We start from the raw sequence: 19,115 nt of genomic DNA on the forward strand, positions 1-19,115 counted from the left end.
ACCATCGACACGAGGTCCGACACGCTCGTGCGGCCGCCTTGGTCCATCATCCACGAGGTGCACCGCCGGGGCACGACCGGCCTCGGAGACCGATCGCTCCGCGCCCCGATCGGCGGAGCCCCTGGACGCGCACCGACCCGGTGCGGGAAGGCCCGCACGTGAGCGCCGACGAGCAGCCGATCCGGGTCCTGATCGTCGACGACCACCCGGTCGTGCGCGACGGGCTCTCCGGGCTCTTCCGCGGCGAGGACGGCTTCGAGGTCGTCGGCACCGCGTCCGATGGGGCCGAGGGCGTCGCGCTGGCGCGGCGCCGGGCCCCCGACGTCGTGCTGATGGACCTCCGCATGCCCGGGACCGACGGCGTGGCGGCGACCGCCGAGCTGCGGCGCCTGGGCCTCCCCGCCCGCGTCCTCGTGCTCACCACCTTCGACACGGACCGCGACGTGCTGCCCGCGATCGAGGCCGGCGCGACGGGCTACCTGCTCAAGGACGCCCCGCGCGAGGAGCTCTTCCGCGGCGTCCGCGCCGCCGCGCGCGGCGAGTCGGTGCTCGCACCCTCGGTCGCCGCCCGGCTGCTCGGCCGCGTCCGCTCGCCGGATCGCGACCCGCTGACCGACCGCGAGCTCGAGGTCCTGACCCTCGTCGCCCGCGGCACGACCAACCGCGAGGCCGCGAAGGCGCTGTTCGTCTCCGAGGCCACGATCAAGACCCACCTCCTGCACCTCTACGCGAAGCTCGGCGTCAGCGACCGGGCGGCGGCGGTGGCGGAGGCCTACGAGCGCGGCCTGCTGACGCCGGGGCGGCTCGGCGGGGGCTGAGCCGGCGGCGGGTGGGGCTGCGCCGGCGAGGTACCGCCGGGAGCGGGGCGGTCGGGCGTCGGGGCGGTCGGGGGTCGAGGCCGGGGTCGGGGTCGGCGTCGGGGCGATCGGGGGTCGGGGCGATCGAGAGTGCGCTCGTCCTGCTCTGAGACGAAGGACCGCACGCTCGACCCGCGAACCCCGCGAAACCCCGCGGGCCGACGCGCGTCGCGGGCCCGACCCGGCCGGACGACCCTCGTCGGCGCGCGGGGGTCCGCCGGTGCGCGCCGCGGCCCGATCCGTTCGGACGATCGTCGTCGGCGGCCCGGGGCCCGCCGGTCCGCGTGGCGGGCCGTCCATCCGCACCCCCACGGGCCGGCCGGTCCCCCGCAGTAGCGTGTCGCCCATGCCCGTCCCGTCCAGCGGCCGCCGTGTCGCGCGCGCTGCCGCCACGGTGATCGACGCCTCCGGCGAGCGGTCGGGGCGTGAGCGGCTCGTCGGCGAGGAGCCGCTCGAGATCCGGGTCGCCGGGCCCGACGGGACGGTGCTCGTGACGACGGCGACGATGCGGACGCCGGGCGAGGACTTCGAACTCGCGGCGGGCCTGTTGCGGGCGGAAGGCGTGATCGCGACCTCCGACGACCTGGCGGAGATCCGTTATTGCACGGACGTCGAGGAGCAGCACTACAACGTCGTCACGGTGCACCTGCGCCGGCCGCCGCGGCGGGAGCTCGCCGCGCGCAGCCTGATGGCGACCGCCAGCTGCGGGGTCTGCGGCACGGCGTCGATCGACGACCTCTGCGAACGCGTGCCGGCGGTGGTCGCGACGACGACGGTCGACGCCGCGCTGCTGGCCGGCCTGCCGGACGCACTGCGGGCGGAGCAATCGCTGTTCGGGCGGACGGGCGGCAGCCACGGGGCCGGCGTCTTCGGCGCCGACGGCGTCCCGCGGGTCGTGCGCGAGGACGTCGGGCGCCACAACGCCCTGGACAAGGCGCTGGGCGCGCGCTTCCTCGCGGGCGCGACGGACGACGACGGGATCGTCGTGCTGTCGGGCCGGGTCTCCTACGAGCTGGTCCAGAAAACCGCTGCGGCGGGGATCCCGGTCGTGGTCGCGGTCTCGGCCCCGTCGAGCCTGGCGGTGCGGACGGCCGAGCGGCTGGGGATCACGCTGGCGGCGTTCGTCCGCGACGGGCGGGCGACGCTGTACTCGCACCCCGGCCGGGTCCTGAGCGTCGCTCGGGCCTGACGGGGCGGGGACGTCGCGGGGCCGGGCGCCTGGCGGCGGGGCGGCGGGCGTCGTCGAGTTCCACACCTCGGCGGTACCGAACCCGATGGCGACGGAGCGGCCTCGCCAGCCGGCCCCTCGCCTCGTCGAGTTGCGTACCTCACCGGTACCGAACCCGATGGCGACGGAGCGGCCTGGCCGGCCGGGGCCATGCCTCATCGAGTTGCGTACCTCACCGGTACCGAACCCGATGGCGACGGAGCGCCTCGCCCGCCGGCCCCTCGCCTCGTCGAGTTGCGTACCTCACCGGTACCGAACCCGATGGCGACGGGACGGGCCGCGTCGGCGCCTCCGCGACGGCCGCCCCCGACGCTACGCGGCCCCGGAACGTCGACGACGGCGGGCCCGGGGGCCCGCCGTCGCGGTGCTGGTGCTGCTCGAGTGGGCCCCGGGGACGGGCCTGGTTCCCGGCCCCGGGGACGCCGGTGCTGCCGGAACCCCTCCGGGCGACCCACGCGGTCGCCCCGGAAGTCGGTGGCCGCGCCCCGGGTGCGGGGCGCGGCGCGAGGGGTGGGTGGATCAGCCCTGGACCTGCGTGACCGAGAGCGTCGCGTCGTCGAAGCGGTGCTCCGTGGTGCCGGAGGTGCCGGCGTGCTGGACGGTCACCGTGTGCGCGCCCGGGGCCAGAACGCCGCTGTAGCGCTGGACGCTGACGCCGACCCAGGTGGTGCCGCCGCTGGTGTTGACGGCGAAGTCGCTGCCGACGTTCGGGGTCAGCTCGGTGCCGTCGACGAGGATCCGGAGGCTGCAGTAGCCCGCGACGCTGCACTGCGACTCGCCGGCGACCGTCGCCAGGATCCGGCGCGGGGCGCCGTCGGGGATCGTGATGTTCTGCGTCAGCGGCGCGATCGTCGTGAACGTCGCGCCCGTGACCGTCACCGCGTTGGGCAGCGAGGAGAGCGTGACGTTCGGGACGGCGTCGGAGCCCGCGGCGCCGGTGTCGCCCTTGTCGCCCTTGGCGCCCGTGTCGCCCTTCGCGCCGGTGGCGCCGGTGTCGCCCTTGGCGCCGGCCGGGAGCTCGCCGCTCTTGAAGTCCTTCTTCAGCAGCGAGCCGTCCTTGACGTCGCTCGAGGTGATCGCGTTGTTCTTGATGTCGCTGGACTGCAGCGAGTTCGCCTTGACCTGCTTGGAGCCGACCGAGTTGGACGGCAGCGAGACGGCGGCGTAGGAGGTGCCGCCGAGGGCGACGAACAGGGCGGCGCCGGCCAGGACGTGGGCGGACGTGATGCGCCGACGGCGGGGCGTCTCGGACTCGGTGGTGGAGGCGGCGACGTCGGTGTTGCGGGCGGTGCGGAACATGGTGGAACTCCGTGGTCTGGTGCGGTGGGCCGGATGCCCCTCGCTCGATGGATGGAGATTCCCGCCGATCCAGACCCGCGTCGCAGCCCTCGATCACGCCGCGAACGCGTCGTACGTCACGTTCGTCCCGGGGGCGCGTCATCGGTCACGCCCGGGGGTGTTCGGGGACGGCCGCCCGGCCGTCCCTCCCTTCCGCGGTCAGTCCGCGGCCACCGCCGAGCCGACCCGCGCGCCCTCGACGCCGCCGACCGGGCCGACCTCGTCCGGGTGGACCCAGAGCGGGGTGGTCGCCGTCTCGATGCGGACGGCGTCGCGGGGCTCGCGGCCGCCGGTCGACAGACGGAGGTCCTCCGCCGTCAGCGTGCGGTACCGGGCCAGCGCCTCGTCCGGCTCCAGCACGGCGGTGACGTCGACCGGCTGCACGCCGGCCGCCTCGAGGATGCCGGTGAGCGTCTCGACGTCGTTCCAGCCCGCGATCACCTGCTCGCCGGCCGGCCCGCGCACGATCAGCGTCGGGAAGCCGTAGCGGACGCGCTCGCCGTCCTGCTTCGCCGCGCCGGGGTTCGGGCCGGGGCCCGTGCGGCCGACGACGGCGGGGTGCGGGTTGCGGGTGGCCTCCCAGTCGGCCTGGAGGCCGCGGTGGATCTCGGGGTCGTCGACGTCGCGCAGCAGCCGCTCGAGGTCGAGGCCCTCGATGCCCGCGAGCGCCTCGACCAGCCGCTCGGACGTGTCCGCCGGGCGGCCGTGGACGAAGACGGACTCGCGCAGGCGCCGCAGGACGCGGTCGGCGATCCCGTCGCCCGCCGCGGGGACGGCGGTGCCGGGCGTGGCCCGGTCGCCGGCGGTCGAGGCGCGCTCGGCACCCCGTCCACCGGCGGACGACGCCACCGCGCCGGGACCCGCCGCATCCGACGTCCCCGCCGCGCCGGGACCCGCCGCGTCCGACGACCTGGCCGCATCGCGTTCGGCCGCATCACGCTCGGCGTCCTGCCGCTCCGCCGCCCGCACCGCGTACGACGCCGGGAGCGTCGAGCGGTGCATGCGCTCCAGGCGGACGGGGACGGGCGCGTCGGTGTGCTCGGCGACGACGAGCCACTCGTCGCGGAACGCGCCTGCGTCGCGGACCGCGTCGCGCGTCGGATGGGTGCGGGCCAGGTCGTCGACCTGCACGCCGAACACCCGGCGCCAGGAGAGCTGGTCGCCGTAGTGTCGGCGCAACCAGCGCAGGCGTGGCTCGCTGCCCCAGGACCACACGCACCCGGGGTCCGTGAACTCCACGACCTCGATCAGGGGCCGGTCGGCCGAAGGCGCGCCGGCGGCCACGGAGACGGCGTCCCGTCCGGTCGCCGTTCCCGCAGCGCCCCCGGCCGGCGTCGCGCCGGTCGCGGACGTCGCGCCCGGACCGGCCGCGTCCCGCTCGCCCGCCGCGCCCCGGTCCTCCCCGGCGCTCACGCGGCCACCGCCTCTCGGGCGGGCTCGACGCTGCGCGGGATCAGGCCCGCGTCCTCGCGCCATCCGGCCCCGCCGACCGGGGCGGCGCCGATCAGCGGCTCGCCGGCGGCCACCCGCTCGCGGTCGCGGCGCGCGACCTCCTGCCGGACGATCGGGATCAGGTCGCGGCCGTAGTCGATGGCGTCGTCGAGCGGGTCGTAGCCGCGGATCAGGAGCGTGGTGACGCCGAGGTCGACGTACTCCAGGAGCGCCTCGGCGATGGTCTCCGGCGTGCCGACCAGCGCGGTCGAGTTGCCGCCGGCGCCGAGGGCGGCGGCGAGCTCCGTCCACAGCGCCTTGCCGTGGCGCGGGCCCTGCTCGGCGGCCTCGAGCTGGCGCCGGAAGCCCTCGCTCGGGCCCTCGGCCGGGCGGCCGCGGAAGGTCTGCAGGTTGCCGCCGGCGGCGATCCGGGCCTTCGTGGTCTCGAGGATCCGCTCGGCGCGGGCCCAGGCGAGCTCCTCCGTGGCCCCGAGGATCGGGCGGAACGAGACGCTGATGCGCGGCGGCTCGGCGCGGCCGGCGGCGGCCGCGGCCGCGCGGATCTTCGCGATCTCCGCGGCGAGCTGCGCGGGCGGCAGGGCGAACAGCGCGTGCGTGTCGGCCTCGGTGGCGCCGATCCGGAACGCGACGTCCGACGAGCCGCCGAAGAAGAGCGGGATCCGCGGCTGCTGGAAGGGCGGCGTCGCCAGGACGAAGTCCTCGAAGCGGTAGAAGCGGCCCTCGTGCGAGAACGGCTCGGTCGACGTCCAGGCGCGCTTGAGCACCTGGAGGAACTCCTCGGAGCGCGCGTAGCGGTCGGCCTTCTCGAGGAAGTCGCCGTCGCGGCGCTGCTCGGCGTCGACGCCGCCGGAGATCGTGTGCAGGGCGACGCGGCCGCCGCTGAACTGGTCGAGCGTCGCGTACTGGCGGGCGACGACGGTCGGCGCGATGAAGCCCGGGCGGTGCGCGATCAGGAAGCCGAGGCGCTCGCTGTGGGCGGCGGCGTCCGCGGCGACCTGCATCGGCTCGGCGATCGTCGACGCGAGCGCGACGAGGGCGCGGTCGAAGTCGCCGTCCTCGTGGGCGCGGACGATGCGACGGAAGTACTCGCGGTCGACGGGCGGTCCGCCGTCGTGGATCTCCGAGGCGCGGTTGGTGAGGACGGCACCGATGAACTCGACGGGCATGTCAGGACTCCCGGGGGATGGACACTTCGGACGGGGTGGCCGCCGTGCGGGCGTCGAGGCGCCGGCGGACGGTGGCGGGCGCGGCGGCGAGCAGCAGCCGCGTGTACTCGTGCTGGGGATCGCGGAGGACCCGGTCGGTGGGCCCCTCCTCGACGACGGTGCCCTCGTAGAGGACGACGACGCGGTCGACGACGCCGACCATGCTGGTGAGGTCGTGGCTGATCACCACGAGCGCGGTGCCGAGCTCGTCGCGGAGGGCGCCGAGCATCCGCAGGACGGACTCGCGGCTGGTCGCGTCGAGCGCCGAGACGGGCTCGTCGAACACGATCAGGCGCGGGCGGGTGGCGAGTGCGCGGGCGATCGCGACGCGCTGGCGCTGGCCGCCGGAGACGTCGCGCGGGACCCGCTGCAGCAGCGACTCGTCGAGGCCGACGAGCTCGAGCGCGCGCACCGCCTCGGCGCGGCGCTCCGCCGCGCTCAGGCGGCCGCGGATCGCGAGGCCCTCGGTGACGATCTCCTCGACGCGCAGCGCCGGATCGAGCGAGCGCAGCGGGTCCTGGAAGACGAGCTGCAGGTTCCCCGCGCGGCGGTGCGCGCGCCGGAGGCGGCCGTGGCCGAGGCGCGTGAGGTCCTCGCCGTCCAGGTCGATCGATCCGGCGTCGGTGTCGACGAGCCCCGCGATCGCGCGGGCCAGCGTCGTCTTGCCCGAGCCGGTCTCGCCGATGATGCCGACGACCTCCGACGGGCCGACGTGGAAGTCCACGCCGCGCAGGACGTGGTGCCCGTCGGTGCCGCCCTGCCCGCCGAGGTAGGCGTGCAGGCCGGCGACGCGCAGGAGGGCGTCGGCGGGGGCCGGCGTCGGGGCGTCGCGCTCGAGGACGGCGGTGTCAGCGGACATCGGAGGCCTCCCCGCGGACGGCCGTCCATCCGGCACTGCGGGCCGGCGTTTCCGGTCCTCGGACGGCGTCGGCGTCCAGCCTCGCCTGCGGCGTCCTGCGGTCAGGCGACATCAGCGTCCTCCCGGACGGTCGTTTCCAGTCCTGCGGCCCGCAGCAGCGAGCGCGTGTAGGGGTGCGTAGCGCGGCCGGCGAGCAGGTCCGCGGTCGCGGCCTCCTCGACGATCCGGCCGCCCTGGAAGACCGCGATCCGGTCGCAGAGCTCGGTGACCACGGCGAGGTCGTGGCTGACGAACAGCAGCGACAGGCCGATCGACTCGCGCAGGCCGCGCAGCAGCGCGACGATCTCCGCCTGCGTCTTGACGTCCAGCGCGGTGGTCGGCTCGTCGGCGATCAGCAGCTGCGGATCGCAGGAGATCGCGATCGCGAGCATCGCCCGCTGCTGCATGCCGCCGGAGAGGTGCGCGGGGATCTGGTCGTAGACGACCTCGGGGCGCTTCAGGCCGACGGCGGTCAGGAGCTCGATCGCGCGGGCCTTGGCCGCGCGGCGGCCGAGCCCGGTCTTGATGCGCAGCACCTCGGCCAGCTGGCGCCCCACGCTCTGGGAGGGGTTCAGGTACGACGCGGGGTCCTGGAAGACCGCACCGATCCGCAGGGCGTGGACGTCGCGCCAGCCCTTCGCAGACAGGGTCGCCAGGTCGGTGCCGCCGAGGTCGATCGTGCCGCCGGCGACGGTGCAGCGGCCGGGCAGGACGCCGAGCACCGCGCGGCAGGTCAGCGTCTTGCCGGAGCCAGACTCGCCGACGAGGCCGAGCGACTCGCCGCGGCCGATCCGCAGGTCGACGCCGTGGACCGCGTCGACCGGGCCGTCGGCGCCGGGGACGGCGATCCGCAGGCCGCGGACCTCGAGGAGGGGCTCGCCGGCGACCGGTGCGGCGGCCTCGGGGCGGGTCGCGAGATCAGCCGACATCGCGCACCCCCTCCCGTCCGGCGCCCGGTCGCCCGTGCGCGCCGGCCCCGACGGGGACGCGACCGTCACCGCCGGGCGCCGGGTCCGCCGCGTGGTCCCGGTCGCCGGTCCCGTCCGGGCCACCGGAGGCGGCGCCGTCGGCCGCGAGGTCGCGGGCGTGCGGGTCGTCCGCCGCGGGCACGACGCCCGCCAGCAGCGCGTCGGGGTCGTCGACCGCGCCGCGCACGAGGCCCGACTCGGCCGCGAGGCCGTCGCGCAGGCCGTCGGCCAGGGCGTTCAGCGACCAGGCGGTCAGCGCGATGAAGAGGCCGGGCCAGATCGGGGCCCAGGAGTCCTCGGCCAGGTGCTCGACGTTCGCGGCGAGCATGCCGCCCCACGTCGGGTCCGGCGCCTGGACGCCGAGGCCGAGGAAGCCCAGGCTCGCGGCGGCCAGGACGGCGTAGCCGGCGGACGTCGCGGTGGTGACGGCGATCGTCGGCAGCACCTTGCGCCAGATGTGCCGGCGGACGATCCAGGTGCGCGAGGCGCCCAGCAGCGTGGCGGCCTCGACGTACTGCTGGTGCGCGAAGCCGAGCGTCTCGGCGCGCGCGATCCGGAAGAAGCGGGGCGCCAGCAGGACGCCGATGGCGATGATCGCGCCGACCTGGCCGTTGGTGAAGAGGCCGGCGATCGCGATCGCGAAGACGATCGGCGGCAGCGCCATCATCGCGTCGGTGAAGCGCAGGAGCCCGAACTCCGCCCAGCGGCCCGCGAAGGCCGAGAGGACGCCGGGGATCGCGCCGAGCAGCAGCCCGACGCCGACCATGGCGGCGGCGCTGAGCACCGACGCCCCGGCGCCGGAGAGCAGGCGGGAGAGGACGTCGCGCCCGACGTAGTCGGTGCCGAGGAGGTGGCCCGACGTGCCGGCGTGGGCGAAGATCGCGTCGCCCTGGCCGAGCGGGTCGTCCGGGGCGAGCGCGCCGCCGAAGACCGCGACGATCAGGACGAGGAGCAGGACGACGCCGGCGACGCGGACGTACGTCGTGGCGAAGGTGCGGCGGAACGTGTCCATGTCAGGCCTTCCGGGTGGCGGGCCGCAGGCGCGCGAGCAGCGCGTCGACGACGACGTTGGAGATCAGGACGATCGCGATGGTGGCCACGAGGACGCCCTGGATGACGGGCACGTCGTGGCTCTGCGCGCCGTTGAGCGCGTACTGCCCGAGCCCGGGGAGCCCGAAGATCGACTCCGCGATGACCGCGCCGCCGAGCAGCGTCGGCACGGCGAGGCCGACGGTGGCGATCGCCGGCGCCGCGGCGTTGCGCAGCGCGTGGCCGAAGAGGATGCGCCGCGGCGACAGGCCGCGGACGCGGGCGCCGACGACGTAGTCCTCGTCGAGCGCCGAGACGAGCGACCCGCGCAGCTGCCGCGCGACCTGCGCGGCGACGGTCAGGCCGAGCGAGACGCCGGGCAGCAGCACGTGCTGGAGCCACTGCCAGGGGTCCTGGTGGAACGGCACCCAGCCGCCGGACGGCAGCCAGCCGAGCGTCACCGAGAAGAGGACGACGGCCATGATCGCGAGCCAGAACTCGGGGATCGTGATCAGGACCGACGCGACGAGCGTGACGACCCGGTCGACGATCCCGCCGCGGCGGACCGCGGCGATCGTGCCGGCGGCGAAGCCGAGGACGATCGCGGTGACGATCGCGACGATGGTCAGCGCCAAGTCGATCGGCAGGCGCTGGGCGATCGCCTCGCCCACCGACGTGTCCGTGAAGTACGAGGTGCCGAGGTCGCCGGTGACGGCGTGGCCGAGCCACGAGACGTACTGCTCGAAGAACCCGCGGTCGAGGCCCCACGAGTGGTTCAGCCGCGCGATCGCCTCGGGCGTCGCGTTCTCGCCGAGCTTCTGGGCCGCGGGGTTCGCGGACGCCAGGTACGTCATCAGGAAGACGATGAACGTGGAGATCAGCGCGACGGGCACCACGCCGAGGAGCAGCGCGCGGCCCGGACGCGCCGTCCGGCGGCGCAGCTGACGGAGCAGCCCGGTCGACGAGCGCGGCCCCTCAGGACCGCCCGCCCGGCGGGGGGCCGCGGGCCGGCCTCCGGTCGGGCGGGATCCGGTCCCGGGTCCCGGGATGGTCGTGGTGCTCATGCGCTGCTCCTCGTCCTCGTCCGTGGGCTACTTGTCGAGCCGCACGCCTTCCAGGCGCGTGGCGACGATGTAGGGGCGCAGGCCCGAGACCTTGTCCGTGTGGACCAGGATCGTCGGCTGCGTGTAGAGGAACGCGACGGCGCTCTCCTTGGCGGCGCGCGCGGTCACGGCCTGCAGGGCCGCCGGGTACTTCGGGTCGTCGAGCGGCAGCTGCCCCGCGTCGGAGATCGCCTTCGTCAGCTCCGGGCTCGCCTTGCGGCCGGGGTTCAGCAGGCCGTCCTTGCCGTACTGCACGTCGAGCATCTGCAGCGGCGACTCGCGGCCGACGATGCCGTTGGGGTTGAACGCGACGTCGTGCTTGACGTAGACGCGCTCGGCGGCCTGCGCGAGCGGCAGCGTGGAGAGCTTGCTCTTGATGCCGACCGCGGCCAGCTGCGCCTGCAGCTGCTCCGTCAGGCCCTTGTACGGCGGGACGTCGAAGTACGTGATCGGGATCGTCAGGCCGTTGGGATAGCCGGCCTCCTTCAGCAGCTCCTTGGCCTTGGCCGGGTCGTGCGGGTAGAGGTTGCCGACCTCGGGGCTGTAGCCGACGTAGCCCTTGGGGAACGGCTGGTAGGCGGGGTCGCCGATGCCGCCGCTCTGGGTGCGGATGAGCGCCTCGCGGTCGATCGCGTAGTTGATCGCCTCGATGACCTTGTGGTTGTCGAACGGCTTGATCGCGTCGTTGATCTCGATCGACGTCACCCCGAGGCTCGGGAACTGCTCGACGCCGAGGCCGGCGCGCTTGGAGGCCGCGACCTGGCTGCCCGTGGAGCTCGCGAGGTCGATGCTGCCGGACTGCAGCCCGGCGAGGACGGCCTGCGGGTCGTTGATGTATTGCAGGTCGACGCCGCCCAGGTGGATCTCCTTGGCGTCCCAGTAGCCGGGGTTCTTGACGAGGGTCGAGGACGCGTCGGGGACGAACTTCGTGAGCTTGAACGGGCCGGCGCCGACGGGCTTCTGCGGCAGCTTGGACACGCCGGCCGCGATCGCCTTCGGGCTGACCTGCATGCCGGCCTTGCCGCCGAGCACCAGCGGCAGGCCGTAGTCGGGCTGGGAGAGGTCGAGCTCGACGGTCGACGCGTCGACGGCCTTGACCTTCCTCACGTTCGCGAGCAGCTGGACGAGGACGGAGCCGTCCTGGTGCTGCGCGCGGTCGAGGTTCGTCTTGACGGCCTTCGCGTTCAGCGGCGCGCCGTCGGTGAACGTCACGTTCGGCCGCAGCGTGAACGTGAGGACCTTGCCGCCCTGGGAGAACGCCCACTTCGTGGCGAGGCCCGGGGTCGGCTTGCCCTGCTCGTCGATCTTCGTCAGCGCCTCGTAGACGAGGCCGAGGTGGCGGACCTCGTTGCCGGCGGCGGAGGTGACCGGGTCCCAGGACGCGTTGGCGTTGATCGCCCAGCGCAGGGTGCCGCCCTCGGCGGTCGACGTCTTGCCCGACGCCGAGGCGTTCGTGGTGGCGTCGTCGCCCGAGCCGCAGCCCGCGACGGCGAGGACGACGGCGGCGCCCGCGGCCAGCAGGCCGCCGCGGGTCAGGGTGAAGCGGGGGGTGCTCATGCGGCGACCTGCTGGTTGGGAGTGGATGCGCCATTGGCGGCGTCGCGCTCGGCGACGCCGGCGCGGACGCGCGGGATGAGCTCGCGGCCGTAGTCGATCGCGTCGTCGTACGGGTCGAAGCCGCGGATCAGGATGGTGGTGACGCCGATGTCGACGTAGTCCAGGAGCGCCTGGGCGACGGTCTCGGGCGTGCCGACCAGGGCGGTGGTGTTGCCGGGCGCGCCGGTGGCGGCGGCCAGCGGGGTCCAGAGGGCGCGGTCGTGGCGCTCGCCGCGGGCGGCGGCGTCGAGCTGGCGCTGCGAGCCGACGCTGCGGGCGCCGTCGCCGAGGAAGCGGCGGTACTCCTTGATGCCCTTGCCGGCCTCGATCCGCTCCTTCGTGGTGTCGAGGATGCGGTGGGCGCGCTCCCACGCCAGGTCCTCCGTGGCGCCGAGGATCGGGCGGAACGACACGCTGATGCCGGGGACGTCGGTGCGGCCGGCGTCCTTCGCGGCGGCGCGAACGCGGGCGATCTCCTCGGCGATCTGGTCCAGCGGCTGCGCGAACAGCGCGTACGTGTCGGCCTCGGCGCCGCCGACGCGGTAGGCGTCGTCGGACGAGCCGCCGAAGTAGATCGGGATCCGCGGCTCTTGGAACGGGCGGACGGAGAGGAGGAAGTCCTCGAAGTCGTAGAAGCGGCCGTGGTGGTCGACCGGCTCGGTCTCCGTCCACACGCGCTTGAGGATCTGCAGGTACTCCTGGCTGCGGGCGTAGCGCTCGGCCTTCGGCAGGTGGTCGCCGTCGCGGCGCTGCTCGGCGTCGGAGCCGCCGGTGATCGTGTGCAGCGCGATCCGGCCCTGGGCGAACTGGTCGAGCGTGGCGAAGGAGCGCGCGGCCGTGGTCGGCTGGACGACGCCGGGGCGGTGCGCGACGAGGTAGCCGAGCCGCTCGGTGTTCTGCGCGGCGAACGCGGCGACCTGGAGGTTGTCGGGCGAGCCCGACGAGTAGCCGATCAGGACGCGGTCGAAGTCCGCGTCCTCGTGGGCGCGGGCGAACTTCCGCGTATAGGCGAGGTCGACCAGCGGGCCGGAGGACTGGTGCGTCTCGGACGCGTCGTTGGTGCTGATGAGACCGATGAACTCGACGGGCATCTCGGGGTCCTTCGTGGCGGTGTGGGAGGAGGGTGGGAGCGCGGGGCTCCGGGACGTTCGGGCAGGCCGGCGTCCTCGCCGTCCGGCGAGGGCTGCGACCTGGGGGATGAGGCGGGCGGACCGGCCCCGGACGCTGGGGTCGGGGCGGGATCCGCGGCGGACGCGGCGACGCCGTCTAGGACGGGGCCGCCCGGGGACACTGCGTGCCGGGACCGGCGCGGTCCCTCGCGGTGTCCGCGGTGCCGCCGGAGGGGCGCGGGACGCCGGAGCCGGGGGTGGCCGCGGCGCGATCGGAGCCGGGGCGGTCGACGGTGGCGACGCGGTCGGCCACCGGGATCGACGGGGCAGCGGGCGGCGCCGCCTCCAGCACGGTCCGCCCGGCCTGCCGCAGGACGGTGTCGTCCTGCGGCGTGTGGACCGGGCCGCACAGGGCGTCGCGCAGGTGGCGCTGGAGCGGGTGGTGCAGGGTCAGGCCGGCGTTGCCGACGGCGCCGGCGGCGCGGCGGGCGGCCTCGACGACGGCGCGGGTGGCGAGCGTCTTGACCAGGCCGGCACGCTCGGCGGCCGCGTCGGCGTGGGCGCCGCCGCGGTCGGCGTCGCGGGCCAGGTCGGAGACGAGGGTCTCGGCGACCAGCAGCTGGGCGCGGACCTCGCCGGTCTCCGCCTGCAGCCGCGGGACGGTCGACAGCGGCGCACCGAGGTTGCTCGGCACGCGCTCCCGCAGGTGGGTGGCCAGGTCGGCGAGCGCCGAGCGGCCGACGCCGACGTAGACGGCCGTCAGCAGGCCGGTCGCCCAGGCCGCCAGCGCGCCGCGGCGGACGGGCGAGTCCGCGCCCGGCGCGGCGAGGCCGACGGCGTGGTGCCCGGGCACGAGGACGTCGTGCAGCAGCACGTCGTGGCTGGCGGACGCGCGCAGCCCGACGTGGTCCCAGGTCTCGCGGATCTCGACGCCCGGGCTGTCGGCGCGGATCAGGACGGGCCCGGCGAGCGGCGCGCCGTCGGCGTCCTCCGCGGCGGCCCAGACGGCGAGCCAGCGCAGGCCGACGCTGCCGGTGACGAACGTCTTGTGGCCGCTGACCCGCCAGGCGACGGCGCCGGCGGCGTCGGTCGTGCGGTGCGCGCGGGTGGCGGGGACGCCACCGCGGGCCGGGGTGCCGAGGTCGGGCTCGACCCGCAGCGCGTTGACCAGGGCGGGGCCGGCGAGGACGTCGGCGACGAGCTCGTCGCGCAGCGCCGGGTCCCAGTCCGCCGCGGTCTCGGGCGCGCCGAGCAGCTGCAGCTGGAGCAGGTGCATGACCCAGACCAGCGCGGTCGCCGGGTCCGCGGCGGCGACGCGCGAGACGGCCTCGGTCGCGGTGGACAGGCTCGCGCCGGTGCCGCCCAGGACGGCGGGCAGGGTCAGGGCGCCGAGGCCGGCGTCCCAGAGCGCGTCGACGTTGTCGGGGGCGAAGACGCCGGTGCGGTCGTGCTCGGCGGCGTGCGGGGCGATCCGCGCGGCGACGAGGTCGGCGGCGCGCAGGACCGCGGCGGGGTCGCCGGCGGGGAGCGGCGCGGCGGAGCGGGTGCGGGTCTCCCCCGCGCCGGCCGGACGGACGACGTCCTGCGCGGCGGCGCTCGCGCTGGTCACGTCCGCCGGGACGACGCTCGTGGCGGCGGGATCCGGGCCGGTCACGTCCGCCGGAACGACGTTCGTGGCGGAGGAGCTCACGTCGGCTCCCCGGTCGCGTGGTCGGCGTGCAGGTGCTGGTGGCCGTGGCCGTGGGCGACGAGGCCGTGGAAGCCCGTCGCCGGGACGTCGTCCTCCTCGTCGGCGGTGCCGACGTCGACCCCGAGGGCGTCGCGCAGGCCAACCCGCCCGGCGCCGGTCAGGCTGACGACGCGGCTGGCCTCCCGCGACTGGAGCCAGCCGCGCTGGAGCAGGTCGCCCGTCAGCGCGGCGCCGAGGCTGCCGGCCAGGTGGTGGCGACCCTCGGAGCGGTCCATGCACGCCCGGGTCAGCTGGCGCGGGCGGTCGCGGAGCAGGGCGACGTCGATGTCGAGCGTGCGCAGCGCGGACTCGCCGCGGGGCGTCACGGTGTAGCCGCCGGGGCTCGGGACGAGCAGCCGCTCGGCGAGCAGGCCGTCGGTCAGCGCGACGCCCTGGCGGCCGGCGAGGTGGTCGTAGCAGAGGCGGGCCTCGCGCAGGCCGTCGCGCTCGCGGGAGGACTTGAGATTCTGGACCGGCGCGAGCGGGGCCATCAGGAGCAGGACCTCGAGCGCGTCGGCGACGTGCTGACCCGACAGGCGGTAGAGGCGCTGGCGGCGGAGCGGCTCGACGGTGATCAGCCCGCCCTCGGTCAGCTTGCGCAGGTGCGAGCTGGCCAGCGAGCGCGAGACGCCCGCCCGCTCGGCGAGCTTCGACGCGGGGGTCAGCCCGCCGTTGAGCAGCGTCGTGAGGATCGTGGCCCGGGTCCGATCCGAGAGCAGCGATCCGACCGCCGCGAGGTCTGCTTCACCCGTCATTGGAAAGATCTTAAACCAGACAAGGTTTTACGGGAATTGAATCGTCGCGCCGCCGTCGTGGCGGTGCGGGCCGCGGAGGGCGCGCCGGAGCGGGAAGTCCCCGCACCTGCGCGCCCCCGGCGGCCCGGCGCGACGCCGCGCTCAGGAGGCCGGCCGCTCCTCGACGCCGGCGTCCGGGATCCCGGTCGTGTCCCACAGGTCGCGGAGATTCACCACGATCTCCTCCGGCGTGGAGCGGGCCAGTACGACGACGGCCTCCTCGTCCGCGGACGGGTTCTCCTCGCGGTGCGGCACGTAGGCCGGCACGTAGATGAAGTCGCCCGGCGCGGCCTCGACGGACTCCTCGCGGCCGTCGACCAGGAAGGTGAAGCGCGGGTGGCCGGAGACGATGTAGATGCCCGAGTCGGCCTCGCCGTGGTGGTGGTCGTCGGACGCCTCGCCCGGACGGACGGTGTTGCCGCCCATCCACAGGCGCTGGGACCCGGTGAGCTCGCCGGAGATCGCGGCGAAGCGCCGCATCCCGCCCGTCTGCGGCGTGTCGTCGCAGCGCTCCTCGCGGCGGGAGCGGACGAGCGGGCGGCGCCAGTAGGGGACCGCGCCGCCGCTCGGCGGGGCGGGCGCGTCGGGGGGGGCGGGCGGGGTGGTGTGGTCGGTGGCGGCCATCAGGATCCTCCGGGGTCGGCGTCGGGGCCCGGTCGCGACGCCGGGCGAGGCACGGCGGCGACGGAAACCCGTTGTACCGGGTCAGATTAAGCACCTATTGGTTCAACGTCCGTTGAACCGCGGCGGCGACCGCCGCGGCCGGACGCCGCGTGGCGCGAGGCCGGTCGCCCTGCCGAGCCCTTCACGGCTGCGCCGACCTGTGCTCTCCATGCGCGACTCCTGCCGTCCTCTTCCGGCTTCTTCCCGTGTTCTTGCGGTTTCTTGCGGTTTCTTGCGGTATCTTGCCGTGCGTACAGCAAGTTGTACGTCAAGCTCTGGGAGACCCTCATGAAGACCATGACCTACTCGCAGTCGCGAGCCCGCTACGCCGAGACGCTCAACGCCGTGACCGACGACCGCGAGGAGGTCGTGATCACCCGAGCCGGCCACGACCCGGTCGTGATGGTCGCCCTCGACGACTACGAGTCGCTCAAGGAGGCCGCGTACCTGCTGCGCAGCCCCGAGAACGCCCGCCGGCTGCTGGGCTCGATCCAGCGCCTGGAGGCCGGCGAGGGCGAGCAGCACGACCTGGCGGAATGACCCTCACCTGGGACGAGGCCGCGTGGGCGGACTACGTCTGGTGGCAGACCCAGGACCGCAAGGTCCTGAGGCGGATCAACACGTTGATCAAGGACATCGATCGGAACGGCAACGAGGGCATCGGGAAGCCCGAGCCGTTGAAGCACGGCTTCCACGGCTACTGGTCCCGCCGCATCACCGACGAGCACCGCCTGATCTACAAGATCGTCGACGACGGCGTGCGCATCGCGGCGTGCCGGTACCACTACGGATCCTGAGCGGCGCACTCAGCGAACCGCGAACTCGAGGATCGCGCGGAGCCCGCCCGCCGGGGCGTCCTCCAGCCGGAGCGCGCCGTGGTGGAGACGGGCCTGCTGGTCGACCAGCGCGAGCCCGAGGCCGGACCCCGGGCTGCGAGGCGCCTCGCCGCGGGCGAAGCGCTCGCGCACGACGTCCCGCCGGTCGGACGGGATCCCCGGGCCGTCGTCGTCCACGGTCACCCTCGCCCGGCCGCCGCTGACGCCGACCGCGACCTCCACCGCTCCGTCCCGCCGGCCGTGGAGGGCGGCGTTGTCCAGCAGGTTGTCGACCGCGAGCCGCAGCCCCTCCGGCCAGCCCAGGAGGGTGAGCTCACCGCCGTCCGTCGTCGGGCGGGTCGCGAACGTGACCGCCGGGTGGCGCCGGCGCGCTCCGGCCACCGCGTCGTCGACGAGCACCCCGAGGTCGAGCTGCTCGTGGTCGGGCACGGCCTCGGCGTCGCCGCGGGCCAGGCGCTGGAGCCCGTCCAGGAGCGCGACGACGCGCGCGTGCTCGGCGGTCATCGCGGCGACGATCTCGGCGCGGTCCTCCGCGGACAGCCCCGGGTGGCGTCCCAGGGTCTCGAGGTCCATCCCGAGGCCCGCCAGCGGGGTCCGCAGCTCGTGGCCGGCGTCGGCCGTGAAGCGCCGCGTCGCCGTGGTGCTCTGGGCGAGCCGGTCGAGCATCTCGTTGAGGGTGCGGGAGAGCTCGGCGATCTCGCGGGGGCGGTCGACCGCCGGCAGGCGCGTGCCGGCGGGGTCGCCCGGGCGCAGCGCCCGCGCCCCGAGCCGGAGCCGCTCCAGCGGGCGCAGCAGCAGGCCCGTCATCAGCCAGACCCCGAGCGCGGCGACCAGCGTCGCGAGCCCGGTGACCAGCGCGATCAGCCTCCGGCTCTCGGCGACGCGTTGCCGCACCGGATCGAGGCTCTGCAGGACCTGGAGCCGACCGTCGCGGACGCCGGGGATCGCCTGGGTGAGCGAGCGCCACGGCTGCCCGTCGATCGTGACGGTCGAGAAGCCGTCGCGGGTCGGCGGAGGGCCGGCGTCGACGGCCGCCTCACCGCGCTGCGTCACGACGGACGAGCCCGAGAGCACGCGGGTGAGTGCGTCCGTACCCGCCAGCAGGCCGGCGTCCCCGTCCTTCGCGGCCGGGTCGACGCGGTTGCGCTCGTCGTCCGCCTTGCCGTCCTGCGGCTTGGTGGCGTCGGTGCGCACCTTCGTCGCGCGCACCCGCAGCTGCGCGTCGACGCGGGCGCGGTCCTGACGGTCGATCCGCTGGACGATCACCACGCCGGTGGCGGCCATGACGACGGCGACCAGCAGCGCGAGCGCGACGGTGACCTGGGCCCGGAGGCCCCGCAGCGGCCTCACGGGCGCAGCACGAACCCGTGCCCGCGGACGGTCTGGACGATCCGCGGCTCGCCGGCCGCCTCGAGCTTCCGGCGCAGGTAGCCCACGAAGACGTCGACGGCGTTGCTCTCGACGTCCCAGGTGTAGCCCCAGACCTGCTCGAGCAGCTGCGTCCGCGAGAGCACCCGGCCGGCGTGCTGCGCGAGCACGAGCAGCAAGTCGAACTCGCGGGCCGTGAGCCCGAGGTCGCGGCCGGCCCGGGTGGCGACCCGCCGGCCGGGGTCGATCGTCAGCGTCCCGAGCACGAGCGGACGGGCGGGTCGCTGCGCGTGCAGCCGGACGAGCGCCAGCAGCCGGGCGGCCAGCTCGGCCACCGAGAACGGCTTGACGACGTAGTCGTCGGCGCCCCCGGCGAGACCGGCGACGCGGTCGTCGACCTGGTCCCGCGCCGAGAGCATGCAGACCGGCAGCGTCAGGCCGGTCTCGCGGATCCGCCGGACGGTCTCCACGCCGTCGAGGCCCGGCATCGCGACGTCGAGCACGACCACGTCGGGGAGGCGGGCGGCGATCTCGTCCAGCGCCCGCCGGCCGTCGGAGGCGTCCCGCACGGCGAAGCCCTCCGCCTGCAGGCCCCGGCGGAGCGCCCCGCGGATGCCCGGATCGTCGTCGACGATCAGGACCGACGGCCGGCTCCTCACCGGCCCGGCGTCCGGTCTCGGCGCTCCATCGGGCGCAGCCTACTTGCGCTCGCCGGGCTTGCCCTCGTGCACCGAGCCGGCGCACGGGTCGCCGGACTTGTCGCCCGTGGCCCCCGACGCGCCGTCGCCGTCCGGGTTCCCGTCGGCGGGTGCGGCCGGCATCGTCCCCGTGGCCGCGGGCGGCGCGGTCCCGATACGGACATCGACCTGAGCTCCCTCGAGTTCTGGGCACGTCCCTACGAGGAGCGGGAGCGCTCGTTCCGCTGGCTGCGCGAGAACCGCC

Annotated in this window: 19 protein-coding genes; 4 read left to right on the top strand and 15 right to left on the bottom strand. The window is 75.4% G+C overall.

The window, feature by feature from the left end; all coding sequences use genetic code 11:
• Positions 1-158: 158 nt before the first annotated feature.
• Both AB0L40_RS18530 and fdhD read left to right on the top strand, forming a co-directional pair.
• Positions 159-818, top strand: coding sequence for a response regulator transcription factor (locus AB0L40_RS18530; RefSeq protein ID WP_364357795.1), 660 nt, complete (start codon positions 159-161; stop codon positions 816-818).
• 385 nt (positions 819-1,203) lie between these two features.
• The gene (gene fdhD / locus AB0L40_RS18535) at positions 1,204-2,046 is read left to right on the top strand and encodes a formate dehydrogenase accessory sulfurtransferase FdhD (RefSeq protein ID WP_364357798.1); all 843 of its coding nucleotides are present in this window, start codon (positions 1,204-1,206) and stop codon (positions 2,044-2,046) included.
• A gap of 558 nt (positions 2,047-2,604) precedes the next feature.
• Here fdhD and AB0L40_RS18540 read toward each other — a convergent pair.
• From AB0L40_RS18540 to AB0L40_RS18595, 12 genes are all read right to left on the bottom strand, one after another.
• Positions 2,605-3,384 carry a collagen-like protein gene (locus AB0L40_RS18540; protein ID WP_364357801.1) on the bottom strand — a complete coding sequence of 260 codons (780 nt, stop codon included), beginning with the start codon at positions 3,382-3,384 and terminating at the stop codon, positions 2,605-2,607.
• Positions 3,385-3,582: 198 nt separating this feature from the next.
• Positions 3,583-4,836, bottom strand: coding sequence for a hypothetical protein (locus AB0L40_RS18545; RefSeq protein ID WP_364357804.1), 1,254 nt, complete (start codon positions 4,834-4,836; stop codon positions 3,583-3,585).
• On the bottom strand, positions 4,833-6,041 hold the full coding sequence (locus AB0L40_RS18550) for an LLM class flavin-dependent oxidoreductase (RefSeq protein WP_364357807.1): 1,209 nt from the start codon (positions 6,039-6,041) through the stop codon (positions 4,833-4,835). The genes AB0L40_RS18545 and AB0L40_RS18550 overlap by 4 nt, the downstream gene beginning before the upstream one ends.
• A 1-nt stretch (position 6,042) precedes the next feature.
• The gene (locus tag AB0L40_RS18555) at positions 6,043-6,939 is read right to left on the bottom strand and encodes an ATP-binding cassette domain-containing protein (protein WP_364357810.1); all 897 of its coding nucleotides are present in this window, start codon (positions 6,937-6,939) and stop codon (positions 6,043-6,045) included.
• Positions 6,940-7,040: 101 nt separating this feature from the next.
• On the bottom strand, positions 7,041-7,907 hold the full coding sequence (locus tag AB0L40_RS18560; protein WP_364357813.1) for an ABC transporter ATP-binding protein: 867 nt from the start codon (positions 7,905-7,907) through the stop codon (positions 7,041-7,043).
• Entirely contained in the window at positions 7,897-8,958 is a 1,062-nt protein-coding gene (locus AB0L40_RS18565) for an ABC transporter permease (RefSeq protein ID WP_364357816.1), read from the bottom strand. The genes AB0L40_RS18560 and AB0L40_RS18565 overlap by 11 nt, the downstream gene beginning before the upstream one ends.
• A 1-nt stretch (position 8,959) precedes the next feature.
• Positions 8,960-10,039 (bottom strand): ABC transporter permease, encoded by a 1,080-nt coding sequence (locus tag AB0L40_RS18570; protein WP_364357819.1) that lies wholly within the window; start codon positions 10,037-10,039, stop codon positions 8,960-8,962.
• A 27-nt stretch (positions 10,040-10,066) separates the two neighbouring features.
• Positions 10,067-11,635, bottom strand: coding sequence for an ABC transporter substrate-binding protein (locus AB0L40_RS18575; RefSeq protein WP_364357822.1), 1,569 nt, complete (start codon positions 11,633-11,635; stop codon positions 10,067-10,069).
• Positions 11,632-12,765, bottom strand: coding sequence for an LLM class flavin-dependent oxidoreductase (locus tag AB0L40_RS18580; RefSeq protein ID WP_364357825.1), 1,134 nt, complete (start codon positions 12,763-12,765; stop codon positions 11,632-11,634). The genes AB0L40_RS18575 and AB0L40_RS18580 overlap by 4 nt, the downstream gene beginning before the upstream one ends.
• A gap of 175 nt (positions 12,766-12,940) precedes the next feature.
• Positions 12,941-14,473, bottom strand: a complete 1,533-nt coding sequence (locus AB0L40_RS18585) for an acyl-CoA dehydrogenase family protein (protein ID WP_364357828.1) — start codon at positions 14,471-14,473, stop codon at positions 12,941-12,943.
• Positions 14,470-15,267, bottom strand: a complete 798-nt coding sequence (locus AB0L40_RS18590) for a winged helix-turn-helix domain-containing protein (RefSeq protein ID WP_364357831.1) — start codon at positions 15,265-15,267, stop codon at positions 14,470-14,472. The genes AB0L40_RS18585 and AB0L40_RS18590 overlap by 4 nt, the downstream gene beginning before the upstream one ends.
• Positions 15,268-15,408: 141 nt before the next feature.
• Complete coding sequence (locus tag AB0L40_RS18595; RefSeq protein WP_364357834.1) at positions 15,409-15,930, bottom strand: cupin domain-containing protein; 522 nt, start codon at positions 15,928-15,930, stop codon at positions 15,409-15,411.
• 327 nt (positions 15,931-16,257) lie between these two features.
• On the opposite strand from AB0L40_RS18595, the gene AB0L40_RS18600 reads away from it, so the two are divergent.
• Together AB0L40_RS18600 and AB0L40_RS18605 are read left to right on the top strand one after the other, a co-directional pair.
• On the top strand, positions 16,258-16,509 hold the full coding sequence (locus AB0L40_RS18600) for a type II toxin-antitoxin system prevent-host-death family antitoxin (protein ID WP_364357837.1): 252 nt from the start codon (positions 16,258-16,260) through the stop codon (positions 16,507-16,509).
• Positions 16,506-16,766: a Txe/YoeB family addiction module toxin gene (locus AB0L40_RS18605; RefSeq protein WP_364357840.1), complete on the top strand. Its 261-nt coding sequence runs from the start codon at positions 16,506-16,508 to the stop codon at positions 16,764-16,766. The genes AB0L40_RS18600 and AB0L40_RS18605 overlap by 4 nt, the downstream gene beginning before the upstream one ends.
• A 9-nt stretch (positions 16,767-16,775) precedes the next feature.
• On the opposite strand, the gene AB0L40_RS18610 is transcribed toward AB0L40_RS18605, so the two are convergent.
• The 3 genes from AB0L40_RS18610 to AB0L40_RS18620 are packed head-to-tail and all read right to left on the bottom strand — an operon-like array spanning position 16,776 to position 18,994.
• Entirely contained in the window at positions 16,776-18,155 is a 1,380-nt protein-coding gene (locus AB0L40_RS18610) for a HAMP domain-containing sensor histidine kinase (protein WP_364357843.1), read from the bottom strand.
• Complete coding sequence (locus tag AB0L40_RS18615) at positions 18,152-18,832, bottom strand: response regulator transcription factor (protein ID WP_364357846.1); 681 nt, start codon at positions 18,830-18,832, stop codon at positions 18,152-18,154. Before AB0L40_RS18615 ends, AB0L40_RS18610 begins: the two co-directional genes overlap by 4 nt.
• A 39-nt stretch (positions 18,833-18,871) precedes the next feature.
• The gene (locus AB0L40_RS18620) at positions 18,872-18,994 is read right to left on the bottom strand and encodes a hypothetical protein (RefSeq protein WP_364357849.1); all 123 of its coding nucleotides are present in this window, start codon (positions 18,992-18,994) and stop codon (positions 18,872-18,874) included.
• Between the last annotated feature and the right edge of the window lie 121 nt (positions 18,995-19,115).

This window comes from Patulibacter sp. NPDC049589, from assembly GCF_040675535.1.
Classification (GTDB): domain Bacteria; phylum Actinomycetota; class Thermoleophilia; order Solirubrobacterales; family Solirubrobacteraceae; genus Patulibacter.